12 protein-coding genes are annotated in these 14648 nt (G+C 72.0%); 3 read left to right on the plus strand and 9 right to left on the minus strand.

What is annotated here, in order from left to right; translation table 11 throughout:
* Nucleotides 1-101 precede the first annotated feature (101 nt).
* The 7 genes from ACPA54_RS17670 to ACPA54_RS17700 all read right to left on the minus strand — a co-directional run bounded on the left by ACPA54_RS17670 (nt 102) and on the right by ACPA54_RS17700 (nt 8070).
* Nucleotides 102-1103: an N-acetylglucosamine kinase gene (locus ACPA54_RS17670; RefSeq protein WP_423530810.1), complete on the minus strand. Its 1002-nt coding sequence runs from the start codon at nt 1101-1103 to the stop codon at nt 102-104.
* On the minus strand, nt 1091-2335 hold the full coding sequence (locus tag ACPA54_RS17675) for a 6-phospho-beta-glucosidase (RefSeq protein ID WP_423531287.1): 1245 nt from the start codon (nt 2333-2335) through the stop codon (nt 1091-1093). Before ACPA54_RS17675 ends, ACPA54_RS17670 begins: the two co-directional genes overlap by 13 nt.
* Nucleotides 2336-2342: 7 nt before the next feature.
* Nucleotides 2343-3185: a carbohydrate ABC transporter permease gene (locus tag ACPA54_RS17680; RefSeq protein ID WP_423530811.1), complete on the minus strand. Its 843-nt coding sequence runs from the start codon at nt 3183-3185 to the stop codon at nt 2343-2345.
* Nucleotides 3186-3229: 44 nt separating this feature from the next.
* A complete protein-coding gene (locus tag ACPA54_RS17685) occupies nt 3230-4198 on the minus strand; it encodes a carbohydrate ABC transporter permease (RefSeq protein ID WP_423531289.1) in 969 nt (322 codons plus the stop codon).
* Between the two features lie 85 nt (nt 4199-4283).
* Nucleotides 4284-5570, minus strand: a complete 1287-nt coding sequence (locus ACPA54_RS17690) for an ABC transporter substrate-binding protein (RefSeq protein WP_423531290.1) — start codon at nt 5568-5570, stop codon at nt 4284-4286.
* A 188-nt stretch (nt 5571-5758) separates the two neighbouring features.
* Nucleotides 5759-6961, minus strand: coding sequence for an ROK family transcriptional regulator (locus ACPA54_RS17695; protein WP_423530813.1), 1203 nt, complete (start codon nt 6959-6961; stop codon nt 5759-5761).
* A 269-nt stretch (nt 6962-7230) separates the two neighbouring features.
* Nucleotides 7231-8070, minus strand: coding sequence for an SAM-dependent methyltransferase (locus ACPA54_RS17700; RefSeq protein ID WP_423530815.1), 840 nt, complete (start codon nt 8068-8070; stop codon nt 7231-7233).
* Nucleotides 8071-8363: 293 nt separating this feature from the next.
* Between ACPA54_RS17700 and ACPA54_RS17705 the strand changes: the two genes are divergently transcribed.
* Nucleotides 8364-10742, plus strand: coding sequence for a phosphoinositide-specific phospholipase C-related protein (locus ACPA54_RS17705; protein WP_423530816.1), 2379 nt, complete (start codon nt 8364-8366; stop codon nt 10740-10742).
* Nucleotides 10743-10761: 19 nt separating this feature from the next.
* Here the strand turns inward: ACPA54_RS17705 and ACPA54_RS17710 are convergent, their stop codons facing one another.
* Nucleotides 10762-11295 (minus strand): glycoside hydrolase family 3 C-terminal domain-containing protein, encoded by a 534-nt coding sequence (locus ACPA54_RS17710; RefSeq protein ID WP_423530818.1) that lies wholly within the window; start codon nt 11293-11295, stop codon nt 10762-10764.
* Between the two features lie 266 nt (nt 11296-11561).
* Between ACPA54_RS17710 and ACPA54_RS17715 the strand changes: the two genes are divergently transcribed.
* The gene (locus ACPA54_RS17715; protein WP_423530820.1) at nt 11562-12353 is read left to right on the plus strand and encodes an alpha/beta fold hydrolase; all 792 of its coding nucleotides are present in this window, start codon (nt 11562-11564) and stop codon (nt 12351-12353) included.
* 26 nt (nt 12354-12379) lie between these two features.
* On the opposite strand, the gene ACPA54_RS17720 is transcribed toward ACPA54_RS17715, so the two are convergent.
* A complete protein-coding gene (locus tag ACPA54_RS17720) occupies nt 12380-12967 on the minus strand; it encodes a hypothetical protein (RefSeq protein ID WP_423530822.1) in 588 nt (195 codons plus the stop codon).
* A gap of 798 nt (nt 12968-13765) precedes the next feature.
* Here ACPA54_RS17720 and ACPA54_RS17725 point away from each other — a divergent pair.
* Nucleotides 13766-14503, plus strand: a complete 738-nt coding sequence (locus ACPA54_RS17725; RefSeq protein ID WP_423530824.1) for a nucleotidyltransferase family protein — start codon at nt 13766-13768, stop codon at nt 14501-14503.
* Nucleotides 14504-14648 lie beyond the last annotated feature (145 nt).

The following is a 14648-nucleotide window of genomic DNA, read 5'->3' on the forward strand; positions in this document are numbered from 1 at the left end:
AAGTCATCCTGCCGGGTGGTTGGGCGGGTTGGGCATGCCCTGTTCGAGTGATGGTGCAGCGCGGTGTGTCGTTCTGTTCTTCGCCCAGCTCCACACCACACCTACGCGAAGCCCGCCCTCACCCGCGCCTCCACTGCCGCTCCGCCACCCCCCACCGCGTCCAACCCCCGCAGGACCGCTCCCGCGATCGGCGGCACCCCTGCGACCACGATGCGGGCCAGGGGTGCGCGAGCTCCGACACGGAGGCGGATTCCCGCGATCAGCCGTGCCGGTCGGGCGGCCAGGATGCCGCCGCCGAGGACCACATCCACTTCCTTCTCCACCAACCCCAAGCGGCGCAAGGCCGTCAGGGCCAGCAGGGCCACCTCCTCCGCTTGGCGGTCGAGGATTGCGCCCGCGACGCCGTCGCCCTCCGCCGCGACCGCGCAGAGCACCGGGACCAGTTCGTGCAGGCGTCCCCACGGGAGGGACCCCAAGTGCGCGCGCGACGCGACTTCGGTGGCGGTGGCCACGCCGAAGTGCCGAGCCGCCGCCGGGGCCAGCGCGGTCGACGGGCCCCGGCCGTCCTCCGCGCGGACCGACCACCACAGGACTTCCTCGAACAGTCCGCCTCCACCGCCCCAGTCGCCGGTGATCCGGCCGAGGGCCGGGAAGCGGGCGGTGCTGCCGTCGGCCGCGCACCCCACGCAGTTGATGCCCGCGCCGCACACCACCGCCACGGCATCGGCGGCCGCGGTTCCCGAGCGCAGGACGGCGAAGGTGTCGTTGACCACCGACGCCGTCCGTCCCCAGGCCCGTTGCTCGACGGCCGTCAGCAGGCGTTTCTCCTCGACCGGCAGGTCCGCGTTGGCCACGCACGCCTCGACGTGCCGTACGGGCAAGGTCACGCCGGCCGCGGAAGCAGCCTCCGCGATCAGCCCGCCCACCACGTCCACGGCGGCCTCGACTCCGCGCACCTGCGGCTCGAAGCCCGGGCCGCGGACCCGTGCCAGCAGGCGGCCGTCGGAGGTGGCCACGGCGACGTCCGTCTTGGAGTTGCCGCCGTCGACGGCGACGATCACGTCGGGCGTCGCCGGCTCGGCGGTCCCCGTCACCGGGCCCACGCCAGGTGCTCTCTGCCCGCGGCCAGCAGCAGATCCGTCAGCCGGTCCGCGAGCGCCGCCTGGCCGATCGTCGGGTGTGCCAGCAGCGCGTCGTACACCCGGTCCCGGCCCCCGCGCAGCGCCGCGTCCAACGCCAGCTCCTCATAGGCGGCAACGTGCGCCACCAGCCCGCGGTACCGCGCCTCCAGCGGTGCCACCGCCTGCGGGACGGCCCCGTCCGCGGACACCGCGCACGGCACCTCGATCACCGCCTCGTCGGGCAGGAACGGCAGCGTCCCGGCGTTGCGTACGTCCGCGACCAGCGGCGGCATGGCCGCCCCCGTGAGGCCGGCGAGCAGTTCGACCGCGGCTTCCGAGTAGTACGCGCCGCCGCGTTTGCTCAGCAGCTCCGGTTTGGTGTCGACTGCGGGGTCGGCGTACAGGTCCAGCAACTGCTCCTCGACCAAGGCGACTTCCTCGGCTCGGGTGCCCGTGGCGGCCCGTTGGGAGGCGACGGTCTCGTCATGTGCCCAGTAGTAACGCACGTAGTACGACGGGATCGCCCGCTGGCGCCGCATCAACGCGAGCGGAAGACCCAGCTCCTCGGCGAACGACGCGCCCCGGGTGATCAGCGACGGCAGCACATCCACCCCGTCGACCCGCACCCCCCGCTCCCACGTCAGGTGGTTCAACCCGACGTGGTCCAACGACACCCGCGACGGCTCCACCCCGAGCATGGCGGCGAAACGGCGCTGGTAGCCGATCGCCACGTTGCACAGTCCGACCGCCCGATGGCCCTCGTTGAGCAGGGCCCGGGTGACGATCCCGACCGGGTTGGTGAAGTCCACGATCCACGCCCGCGGGGCGACACGGCGTACGCGCTCCGCGATGTCGAGGACCACCGGCACCGTCCGCAGGGCTTTCGCCAAGCCGCCGGCGCCGACGGTCTCCTGGCCTACGCAGCCGCATTCCAGCGGCCATGTCTCGTCGCCTTGCCGGGCGGACTGGCCGCCGATCCGGAGTTGCAGCAGGACCGCGTCGGCGTCTGCCGCGCCGCGCTCGACCGACGGGGTCGCCACCACACGCGCCGGATGCCCCTGGCGTGCCAGCATCCGCCGTACCATCCCCGCCACCAGCGCGGCGCGCTCCGCCGCCGGGTCGACGAGGACGAGTTCGTCGACGGGCAAGGCAGCGAGCCCGTCCGCGAGTTCGGGCGTGTACGTCGATCCTCCGCCTACTACCGCCAGTTTCAACCGCATCTCACCCCTTCACACCGGTCAGCGTCACGCCTTCGATGAAGGCCTTCTGCGCGAAGAAGAACACGAGGATCACCGGGGCCATGACGAGCAGCGTCGCCGCCATCGTCATGTTCCAGTTGGTGTGGTGCGCGCCCTTGAACGACTCGAGGCCGTACGACAGCGTCCACGCGCCCGGGTTTTCGGACGTGTACACCTGCGGACCGAAGTAGTCGTTCCAGCAGTAGAAGAACTGGAACAGCGCGACGGCGGCGATCGCCGGGCGGATCATCGGCACCACGACGCGCAGCAGGATGCCGAGTTCGCCGCAGCCGTCGACGCGCGCCGCGTCCACGTACTCCTTGGGCACGGTCAGCAGGAACTGCCGCAGCAGGAAGATCGAGAACGCGTCGCCGAACGCCAGCGGGATGATCAGCGGCCACAGCGTGCCCGACAACCCCAGGTCCTCCGACCAGAAGATGTACATCGGGATCACCACCACCTGCGGCGGCAGCATCATCGTCGCGATCACCAGCACCAGCGCCACCCCGCGGAACCGGAAGCGGAACCGGGCGAGCGCGTACGCCACCGGCACGCTCGACAGGAGGCACAGCGTCGTCCCGAGGCAGGCGTAGATCATCGTGTTGCGCCACCACGTCCCGAATCCGGGCGTGCGGAACACGTCCGCGTAGTTGCTCCACCGCCACTCGTGCGGCCACAGATCCGGCGTCAGCGTCTGACGGTCCGTCATGACCGAGGTGAGGAACAGGAAGACGAACGGCAGCACAAAGAAGAGGACGGCCGCCACGGCGATCGCATGCACCGCGATCCAGTACAGCGCCCGATTGGCCCGCGTACGCGTCGGCATCCGCGGACGCTCCACCCGCGCCGGCCCGGTCGGCACCGCCATCGCTAGTCCTCCGTCCCCATCAGGCCCGCGCGCCGGCGCAGCAGCAACGTGGTGACCGCCATGGCGATCGCGAACAGCAGCAGGGACAGCACGCACGCCACACCCGTGTCGAACGTGGAGAACCCTTCCTCGTACACGAGTTGGGGCAGCGTCAGCGTCGAACCCTGCGGATAGCCCGGCTCGAAGCTCTGCCCGGGCGCGCCGATGATGCCGCTCGCGACCTTCCCCGCGACCATCGCCTGTGTGTAGTACTGCATCGTCTGGATCACCCCGGTGACGACCGCGAACAGCACGATCGGGGTGATCGCCGGCCACGTCACGTACCGGAACCGCTGCCACGGGCCGGCGCCGTCGAGGGACGCCGCCTCGTACTGCTCGCGCGGCACGTCCACCAGCGCCGCCACGAAGATGACCATCAGATCGCCCACGCCCCACACCGCGAGCAGCGTCAGCGCCGGCTTCGACCACGACGGGTCGTTGAACCAGCCGACCGTCGGGATGTGCAACCGCGTGAGGATGTGGTCCACCGGCCCGGTCGCCGGGTTCAGCAGGAACACGAAGCCGATCGTCGCGGCCACCGGCGGCGCCAGGAATGGCAGGTAGCACAGTGTCCGGAACAGGTTCGCGCCGCGCTTGAGCCGCACTGCGATCAGGCCCACGCCCAGCCCGAACAGCACCCGAAGCGGCACCATGATCAGCACCAGCCACACGGTGTTCCGCAGCGCCTTGCCCAGGTACGGGTAGTCCTGGAACACGTACCGCCAGTTCCGCAGCCCCACCCACTGCGGCGGGTTGATCAGGTCGTAGTGCGTGAACGAGTAGTACACGGTCGCAGCGAGCGGGTAGGCGAAGAACACCGCGAACCCGATGAGCCACGGCGACAGGAACGCCGTCGTCCGCCACGCCCGTCGGCGCCGCAGACGCCGCAGCCCGGGCGGCACCGCCGCCCGCCGGGAGGCCTTCGGTTCCAGGGCGGGGCCGGGCCCGAGGGGGTCCGCCGCGGCCGGCCCCGCGGGTGCGGGGCCGGCGTGTGCGGCGCTCACCGGGGACCGCCCGTCACGGCTTCGCCTGGGCGGTGTCGGTGTCGATCTGCTTGTCCACCCCGGCCAGCCCGGCCTTCAGGTCGGGGACCCGGCCCGCCTCCCACGCGTAGCAGAACTCCTGGAACGTGACCTGGTACTTGCCGCCGTTGATGCTCGCGGGCGTGGTGTTGCTGTTCGGGTTCTTGAAGACGTCCACGAACGGCTTGAAGTGCTCGTCGTTCGCCAACGGCGTCGCGTTCAGCGCGGCGAGCGTGCTGGGCACGTTGTGGATTGCCGACGCGAACGCGTTCACCGCCTCGGTGTCCGTCGTCAGGAACTTCACGAACTCCCACGCCGCGGCCTGGTGGTGGCTCGACTTGCCGATCCCGACCACGGTGCCCGTCAGATAGCCGCGCCCGTACGTGTCCGCCTGGTCGTCCGGCACCGGCATCGGCGCCGTGCCGTAGTTCAGGTTCGGTGAGTCCTCGGCGATGCTCGCCGTCCGCCACTCGCCGTCCAGCTGCATCGCGACCTGGCCGGTCTGGAACGGGTTCTGCGCCGAGAACTCCTCGCCGAAGCCGCTGCGGAACTTCTCCAGCTTGTCGAACCCGCCCAGTGCGTCCACGAGTTCCTTCTGGTAGGTGAGGAACTGGGCGGGCCGCGGGTCGGTCGCCAGGTTCGACTTGCCGTCCGGCCCGACATAGGTCGGCCCCCACTGCGCCATCGCGTGCGCGGGGGTGAACTCGTAGCCGTGGAACACCGGCATCGTGCCGGCCACCTTGATCGACCCGTCCGCGTTCACCTGCTGCAACTTGACCGCGTCGGCCTTGAACTCCGACATCGTCTTCGGCGGCGACGTGATCCCGGCCGCCGCGAACAAGTCCTTGTTGTAGTAGAGCCCGTACGCGTCCGCGAGCAGCGGCAGCGCACACCGCTTGCCCTGGAACTGCGTGTAGTCGTTGAGCGCCTTCGGGAACGTCGCCGCCGGATCGATGCTCGCCTTCGCCAGCCACGGCGCGAGATCGACCCAGGCACCCGACGAACAGAACTGCCCGACGTTGTCCGTCGTGAACGACGACACCACGTCCGGCCCGTTCTTCGACCGCACGCCCTGCGTCAGCTTGTCGTCGGTGACGTTCTCCGTCGGCTTCACCGTGATGTTCGGGTGCAGCTTGGTGAACCGGGCGATCGCGTCGTTGATCGCCTTGACCTCGTTCTCCTGGCTCCAGCCGTGCCAGAACGTGATCGTCACCTTCTTGTTCGGGTCCTCGTCGGCGCCGGTGCCGCCGGACGATCCGCCGGCGCACGCCGCCAGCAGCATCGCGGCGGCGGCCGCCGAGGCCAACGCCGCCGGGACACGGCGGATACGGGCTCTGGGCACAGGGGTCCTCCTCCGGAAGACGGATGGGTACGGGGAGGTACGGAAGTGCAACTACAAGGCGTACGGGTGCGGGGCGTAGAAGTGGCGGGCGCACGGGGGGCCGAGCGCCCGAGCGCGTGCAGTGCCGGTCAGGCCGTGGTGAACACGCTGTCCCGCGCCACGTCCAACGCCGCGTGCACGGCCCCGGACAGCACCGGGTTGCCGGACACCCCGCCGAGGACGAGCCGCGGACGGGTGATCGCCAATCCGTGCAGTTCGTCGACCACCCGGTCGCGCAGCGGCGCACCGCCGCTCAACGGGATGCCGCCGGACAGCACCACCAAAGCGGGGTCGAGCACCGCGACGATCGCGGCAAGGCCCACCGCGAGCCGGGTGGCCAGCGCATCGAGGAACGCCGCGGCGCCCGCGCCCTCCCCGCCCGCGCCCGGCGCGTCCGCCAGCGCGGCGGCCCGGGCGACCGCGGCGGCGGCCGTCCGGGCGGCGAGGCCGTGCGACCGTGCCAACGCCAGCACCGCCGGCGCCCCCGCGAGCTGCTGGAATCCGCCGGTGTTGCTGCGCCCCACGTTGCGCACCACCGGGGCGCCCGGCAGCGGCATGTAACCGACCTCGCCCGCGCCGCCCGTCGCGCCGCGGTGCAGGCGCCCGCCGAGCACGATCGCGCAGCCGATGCCTTCGTCGACCCACAGCAGCACGAAGTCCGCGCCGTCGCGGGCCGCACCGCCGCGCTGCTCGGCGAGCGCGACCAGATTGACGTCGTTCTCCACGTCGACCGTGGTGCCGAGCGCGGCACGCACCGCGTCCAGCACCCCGGGGGCGTGCCAGCCGGGCAGATGCCGGGCGTACCGGAATCGGCCGGTGGCCGGGTCGAACGCGCCGGGCATGCCGACGACCACGTGGGTGAGGTCGCCGGTGGCCAGCCCGGCCCGGTCGGCGGCGGTACGGACCGCCTCCCGGACCTGGGCGGCGACGTCGGGGGAGGGGCGGCGCGGGGTGGGCAGCCGGTGCTCCGCCACGACGTTCCCGGCGAGGTCCGCGATGGCGACGTCGATCCGGGACGGGGTGATGTCCAGCCCGGCCGCGTGCCCCGCCGCCGGGTCGATCTCGTACAACTGCGCGGCCCGGCCGGGACGGCCTTCCGTCGTGCCGACCGCGCGGACCAGGCCCGCCGACTCCAGCCGCGCGAGGAGCTGCGACGCGGTCGGTTTGGACAGCCCGGTCAGCGCGCCGATCTGCCCGCGGGAGAGCCGCCCGTGGTCGAGCAGCAGGTCGAGCGCAGCGCGGTCGTTGATCGCGCGCAGCAGACTCGGCCGACCGGCCTTCCCAGCTGCCACGGTGCCCCCTCCGCCGGTCGCCGCACGCGTTCCGCGCTGCCTGGTCGGAGAGTTAGGAAAGTTTCCTAACTCTCCGATGGCCAGGAAGATAGGCCCGCCGACGCGCCGGTGTCAATGGTCTGAACCAGTCAAGTCGTGCGGACGACAAGGGAGTTGGTGTCGACGAGGTCGGGGCGACGCAAAGGCGGCGCACCGTGGGGTGCGCCGCCTGGGGGGAGTTCGGGACTCCCGGTGGTTCCGGTGGCTTCGCCGCAAGGGCTCTCGCCGGGTCAGTGCTTGATCGCGAGCCCGCCCGCCATGAGCCGCTGGCCGACCGTCAGCGACGCCGGGACGGGCTCGTCCGGACGCCACTCCGGCAGGTAGACCACGCCCGGCTCCAGGAGTTCGGTGCCCTCGAAGTACGCGGTGATCTCCTCCAGCGTGCGGAACCGCCCGGTGCCCAGGCTGGTCAGCAGCGCGCCCTCGAGGGCCAGCGCGTCCGGGCTCGACGCGCAGAAGTGCGTCAGCAGGAAGTAACTGCCCGCGGGCAGCGCGTCCAGGTAGTCGCGCACGATCGCTTCCGGGCCCTCGTCGTCACCCAGATGGTGGATGACGCCGACGAGCATCAGGCCGATCGGCTGGTCGAAGTCGATGAACTCCCGCACCGCGGGCAGGTCGAGCACGGCCTTCGGGTCGCGCAGGTCCGCCGTGACGACGGTGGTGTTCGCGTTCTCGGCCAGGATCGCCCGGCCGTGCGCCAGCACGATCGGGTCGATGTCGACGTACACGATCTTCGCGTCCGGGTTCACCTCCTGCGCCACCTGGTGCGTGTTCTGCACCGTCGGCAGACCCGAACCCAGGTCGAGGAACTGCGTGATGCCGGCCTTCGCCATGGTGCGCACCGCGCGCCCCAGGATGTCCCGGTTGTAGCGCGCGACATCGCCGATCTCCGGCACGATGTCCTGCGACTGCTGGGCGATCGCCCGGTCGACCGGGAAGTTGTCCTTGCCGCCGAGAACCGCGTCGTACACGCGGGCGATACTCGGTACGGTCACGTCGATGCCGGTGGGCGCCCACTCCTCGGGCGCATCCCCCTGCAGCGGCGACGGGTTCGGAGCGCGGTCGTCCACGGGTTCCCCCTCGAGTCCTGCGCTCCCTTGCCAGGGACGCAAGTTGCCGGTGTTTCCAGGGGGATCGTAACGGTCTCCGCAATGCCCACGCGCAACTCCCGCGCCACCCGTACATACGAAACCAGGAATGAAACCCGGGCGAGCGAGCACGCGAACGAATACGCACAGCGGCTGCGGACCGCGGGCATGATCCGCGCCGCCGCGGCGTTGCGTCGACCGGGGGCCCGTCGCCGAGGGCGATAATTCCGGTTGGTAGGGTTTTCGTCTATTCAGGGCTTTGATCTGCTGAAGGGGTGAATGTCACGGTTGGTACGCAGGAGTCCCGGGGGGCGGACGACCGCCGTGCCCGGCGCCGTCTCCGCGCCATCCGCACGGCCGCGTACATCGTCGTCGCCATGGGCGTCGCCGTCATCACCGGCCTGGGCGTCGCCCGCAGCACCGTGCTCGACCGCGCCTGGTACGACTCCGTCCTGGAACGCGAAGACGCCTACGACCGGCTCTACGACCAGGTCCTCGTCGACCCCGAGATGGCGCACCTGACCAACGACCTGCTGGCCCGGCTCCCCATCCCGCCCAACCAGGTCACCGCCAACCTGCGCCTCGTCCTCCCGCCCGCCACCCTCCGCGGCATCGCCGACGACCAGATCGGCCGCACCGTCTCCTACCTGCGCGGCGACGAATCCGACCTGCACTTCTACGTCGACCTCAAACCCATCATCAACAACCTCGGCGGCGTCGCCGAGGTTTTCGTCGGCGACCTCACCGGCGGCGTCCCCAGCGTCACCGAAGCCAACGCCCCCGCCTTCGTCGCCTCCGTCCAACGCGCCCTCGACGCGCTCGCCGCCGGCCAACCCCCGGAAAGCCTCCCCGCGCTCGACCTCGCCCCCGAAGCCGCGCCGGAGATCGCCGACCTCATCCTCGAACGACTCCCCGAAGACCGCCGCGCCGCACTCCGCGAACCCGTCATCGCGTCGCTGCGCCAAGGCGACCTCGGCGGCGTCCTGGTCGCCGTCGTCCCCACCTTGTTCGGCGACAAGGTCGAAGAAGCCCAGCAGGGCCTCGCCTCGCTCAGCCATGACCGGCCCTGGGACCTCGTCATCGACATCAAGGCCCAGGACACCACCGTCAACCTCGGCCCGCTCCCGCAACTGCGCGCGTTCACCGTCCTCGGCCTCGGCAAGATGCTCACCGTGGCGTGCCTGTTCACCGTCGGCGGCCTCTACGTGCTGTGGCGCACCGCACCGCGCCGCGGCCTTGCCCGCATGGCCGGACCCGGGTACGCGCTCGCCGCGGGCGGCATGCTCGCCGCCGCCGTCTGCCTGATCGCCTGGGCCGCCGTCCCGCACCTGCTGCCCGCCGACCGCGGCGGCTGGGCGCCGTCCGTCCGCTCCCTCGCCGACGACCTCCAGGAAGCCGCGATCCGCGACATCGTCAAGGTGTGGATCACGTCGTCGGCCGTGCCGGTGCTCGCCGGCGCCGGGCTCGTCGTCGCCGCGAACCTCGCCGTCCGCCGCCGCGAACGCGGCAAGGCCCCGCTGCCGCGGTCCCGCCGCCGCACCATCTCGGGCGTCGCCGCCGCGGGCGCCGCGGGCGCCCTCGCGCTGACGATCTTCCTGCCCGTCCCGACCGTCGGCGACCCCGCCAAGGAACGCCGCTGCAACGGCATGGCCCACCTGTGCGACCGCCACTACGACGAAGTCGCCTACCTCGCCACCCACAACTCCATGTCGTCCACCGCGGACCGCTTCATCAGCCCGCTCCAGGACCCCGACCCGGTCACCCAACTCGACCTCGGCGCCCGGGCCCTGCTCATGGACACCTACATGTGGGAGACCCCGGAGGAAATCGCGCCGCGCCTCGCCGGGTCGGAGATGTCCCCCGAGGAACAGGCCATCGTGGCCGGTGTCATAGACCGGTTCGCGCCCGCGCGCCCCGGCCTGTGGCTGTGCCACTCGGTGTGCCGCGGCGGCGCCATCCCGCTGGTCGGCACCATGCAGGCGATCGGCCAGTGGCTCGACCGCAACCCCAACGAGGTCGTCACCCTGATCCTGCAGGACGACATCACCGGCGAGCAGACCATGGACGCCATGCGCGAGGCCGGCGTGGACCGGTTCATGGCCACCCCGCCCGCCGACCCGAATGCGCCCTGGCCGACCCTGCGCGAAATGATCGCGAAGAACCACCGCCTGGTGGTGTTCGCGGAACGCGCCGACGGGCCGGACCCGCACTACCGGCAGTTCTACAAGTACGGCATGGAAACGCCGTTCACCTTCACCTCCCCCGAGAACCTCTCGTGCGCCCCCAATCGCGGCGGCACCGACAAGCGGCTGTTCCTCATGAACCACTTCATCACCGCCAAGGGCGGCAGCCGCATCGACGCGGGACGGATCAACGCCAAGCAGTTCGTCCTCGACCGTGCCAAGCAGTGCGAACAGCAGCGCGGACGGCCGGTCAATTTCGTCGCGGTCGACTTCGGGACGATCGGCGACGCACGGGGCGCGGTCGACGCGATGAACGCGGAGCGGGTGCGGAAGGCCGCCATGCCGGAGCCGCTGGTGCCGGACGGGGTCGGGGTGCAGCCGGGTGTGGTCCCGTCGGCGCCGCCCGCGCTGCCGGTGGGCCCGGTGTCCCCGGGCGAGGCGGCGGTGCAGCGGGGCCGGTCGGGGCCGTGACGGCGCGGCGGGCCGGCAGTCAGTAGGTCAGGCCGAAGCCGGCGGGATAGCCGTCCCCCGGGGCGGTGCCGTCGTCGCCGTCCGGGTTCGGCAGGGCGAAGGGGAGGTGTCCGCCCGGGGCGTGGCGCCCGAAGACCACCTCGGCGACCGTCGTGTCGGCGACCCCGAGGTCGACCAGGACGGCGGCGCCGTCCCCGGCGAACTCGGGGACGGGCGCGGGCCCGGCCAACTGCAGCACCACGATCGTCGGCACGGTCGCCGCGAGATCCAGGACGCGGTCGACGTCGTCGGCGGGCCAGCGGTTGTGCCGGTCGGGTATGGCGCGCAGGACCGCGACTTCGGCTTCTGCGGGGGAGGCGACGACCTGTGCGTACCGGTCCGCGGCGGCGTCCGGAAGGCCCTCGAAGTACACGCGCACTCCGTCGCGCAACGGCAGTGCGGGCCCGCCGGTCGCGCTGGTCCGCGAACTCGTGCGGTTCGCCAGCAGCACCAGCGCACCCGGATCCTCCACTGAACCGGCGCGCGACCCGGCGTGGGTGTCTGGGGACGGCATGTTCCGGCGGCTCCCTTCCGGCCGAGCCCCGTCCGGGGCCCCTCCTGGCCCGCCATCGTGGCAGATGCCACCCGCACGGGGTTAAGCCGCGTGCCCGGGAGTGTGGCTCGGACCGGTTGGTTGCGATGGGGCGATATGCGGTGTGACGGACGAAATGGGGGTACGGAACCGGCCCGGGGAGTCGGCCGTTCCGGGCCGATGAGATTCGGGCGGGATCCCGGTCTGCATTCGGGAGAACGACACACCGCAGGAGAGGAACTCACCCCATGACCACCGTTGTTTCCGCCGACGGCACCGCGATCGCCTGCACCGCGACGGGCGCCGGTCCCGCCGTGGTCTTCGTCGACGGGGCTTTGTGCCACCGGGCGTTCGGCCCCGGGCCGGGCATTGCCGCGGCGCTCGCGGACCGCTTCACCGTGTACACGTACGATCGGCGGGGGCGCGGGGAGAGCGGTGACACGACGCCGTTCGCGGTCGAACGGGAGGTCGAGGACCTGGCGGCGGTGATCGGCGCGGCGGGCGGGTCCGCGTATGTCGTTGCCCTGTCGTCGGGCGGGGCGCTGGCCTTGCGGGCCGCGGCCGCGGGTGTCGACATGACCAAACTGGCGGTGTACGAGCCGCCGTTCGGTGTCGACCCGGCCCAGCGGGAACGCTTCGCGCGGTATGCGGCGGAGTTGGCTCCGGCGTTGGCCGAAGGCCGTCGCGGGGACGCGGCGGCGCTGTTCATGGCGCTGACGGGCGCCCCGGAGGCGATGATCGACCAGATGCGGAACTCGCCGGCGTGGTCGGCGTTCGAAGCGGTGGCGCCGACGTTGGCGTATGACGCGGCCGCGCTCGGGACCGGCACGGGCGGGGCGGTGCCGACGGATGTGCTCGGCAAGATCGCGATCCCGGTGCTGGCGCTCGATGGTGGGGCCAGTCCGGACGTTCTGCGGGCGCCGACGCGGGCGGTGGCGGACGCGGTGCCGGGGGCGGAGTACGCGACGTTGGCGGGGCAGACGCACGAGGTCGCGCCGGAGGTGCTGGGGGCGGCGTTGGGGGAGTTCTTCGGGCGGTGAGGGGCTCCGACGGGAGCCGATCCGGTTTACGGGAGGGCTCGGACGGCCGCGCGGCCCAGGCTGATCAGGGCGTCGTGGGTGACGGGTGAGCCGGGGCCGGGCGTGCTGATGTCCACGCTGGTGACGCGGTCGTCCCGGCTGGTGGCGAGGACCAGGCCGGAGCCGGTGTGCGGGTCGGCGTAGTACAGGGCGGTTTCGGCGAGGTTGGGGACCGGTTCGGTCGTTGCGGCGCGGGCGGCGGTGAGGCGGGCGACCTGTTCGGGGCCGCCGAGGAGGGCGCGCGGGAGGTCGCCTACCCGGACGGTGAGGAGGAGGGCGCCGTTCGAGGTGAAGAACTGGCAGGCGCGGCCGTCGTCGTCGGGGCTCGACGTGACGGCTTCGACGCCGACGGCGTCGCGGACTTCGGCGGCGGTGACGAGTTCGCAGCCGGTGGCGCGGCGGGGCGCGGCGGGGGAGCCGGGCGTTGGCGGCGCGAGCGGGGCGACGGTGGCGGGGCGTTGGACGGGTGGCGAGGTGGGGCCGTGCGCGCAGCATTCCGCGCCGGATCCGAAGCAGCCGGAGACGAGCCACATGCTGCTCGCGGCCAATGCGCCACCGAGACGTCGTTTTGCCATGCCGAGACCCCCAACCCCGTACGCCCCCCGAGAGTCCGCCGCGGTAGCACCGGTCCCCACCGGTCACGGTCCACGCCGCGTACCCGCCCGCGATGACTGGCCTGACTCCGGATGCTAGTGACCGGGGCCACATGCCGTAAGAGTCCGCACGTCATCGTCACGGATAACCGGCCCTTGCGCGGGATTCCGGGCAACATTGCACAACCTCGCACCGACAAGGGGTGGGGCGGGGTGAGAGCCGGTGTTGGGCGGGTGGGGGTGGCGGGCGCGATCGGTGGCGGGTGAACGCTGGACGGGAGCGCTGTCGTCGGGCGGGGATCGTTGGCGATTGGGGCGCGAGAGGGCTGAGGTTGGCGTGGGCTGCGGTCGGGTGGGTGGCGAGGGCGGCTTCCGGCCGGGTGGGGGTGGCGGGCGCGCTCGGATGGGCGCGATCGGTGGCGCGGTGGGGGGCAGGTGAACGCTGGACGGGCTTCGGTTGTGGTGGGGCGGGGAGTGCTGTCGTCGGGTGGGGATCGTTGGCGATCGGGGCGCGAGAGGGCGGAGGTTGGCGCGGGCTGCGGTTCCGGGTGGGTGGCGGGGTCGGCTTCCGGTCGGGTGGGGGCGCCGAGGGCGGGGGGGTTGGCGTGGGTCGTGGTCGGGTGGTGGTGAGGTGGGCGGGGGTTGGCGTGGGCTGTGGCGGGTGGTGGTGAGGTCGGGTGGTGGCGAGGTCGGCCCCCGGTGGGGTGGGGGCGGGGGAGTTGTGCTCGGGTGGGTGATGGGAAGGTGGGGGTTGGCGGGGGGATCGCTAGGGTTACGGGCATGACTTCCGCACAGCTCAGCGCGCGGTCCGGTGGCGCGCCCGTGACGCAAGCCGTGATCCTGGCCGGCGGCCAGGGGTCGCGGCTGCGGCCCTACACCGATGACCGGCCCAAGCCGATGGTGGAGATCCCCGGTACCGGGACGCCGATCATCGGGCACCAACTGGAGTGGCTTGCCGCGGAAGGCGTCACGAATGTCGTCGTGTCCTGCGGGCACCTCGCGGAGGTGCTGCAGGACTGGCTGAAGAGCGCCGAACTGCCGTTGTCCGTCACCACGGTCGTGGAGACGGAGCCGCTCGGGCGCGGTGGCGGCCTGCGGTTCGCGGCGGCGGCGCTGCCGCGGCCGGAGGAGCCCTGGTACGCGACCAACGGGGACATCTGGACGCGCTTCTCGCTGCGTGAGATGGCCGCGTTCCACGAGGAGCGCCACGCGGTGGCGACCCTGGCGCTGGCCCGGCCGCGCATTCCGTGGGGTGTCGTGGACACCGACAAGTTCGGCCATGTCCTGGACTTCATCGAGGCTCCGCCGTCGCCCTACCTGATCAACGCGGGCGTGTACGTCTTCGCGCCGGAGTTCACCGCCATGCTGCCGGAGGTGGGCGATCACGAGCGCACCACCTTCCCGCGGCTGGCTCGCGAGCACCGCCTGGCCGGCTTCCCGATTCCGCAGGGGGCCTACTGGCGGGCGATCGACACGGCGAAGGACCTCACCGAGGCGGCGAAGGAACTCCGCAGCTGATGCGGTGACGTGGTGATGCAGGAGTGGGTGGCGGGGGCGGGGGGGGGCCACCCGCCCCCCCGCGGTTTGTTGTAGCGGGCGGCGGGCCCGTTGATATATTAAGAAAGTAAGAGAATTTAAGACCCAGCCCACCACGACGACCTAC

This window comes from Uniformispora flossi, assembly GCF_049534875.1.
Classification (GTDB): Bacteria; Actinomycetota; Actinomycetes; order Streptomycetales; family Streptomycetaceae; genus Yinghuangia; species Yinghuangia aomiensis.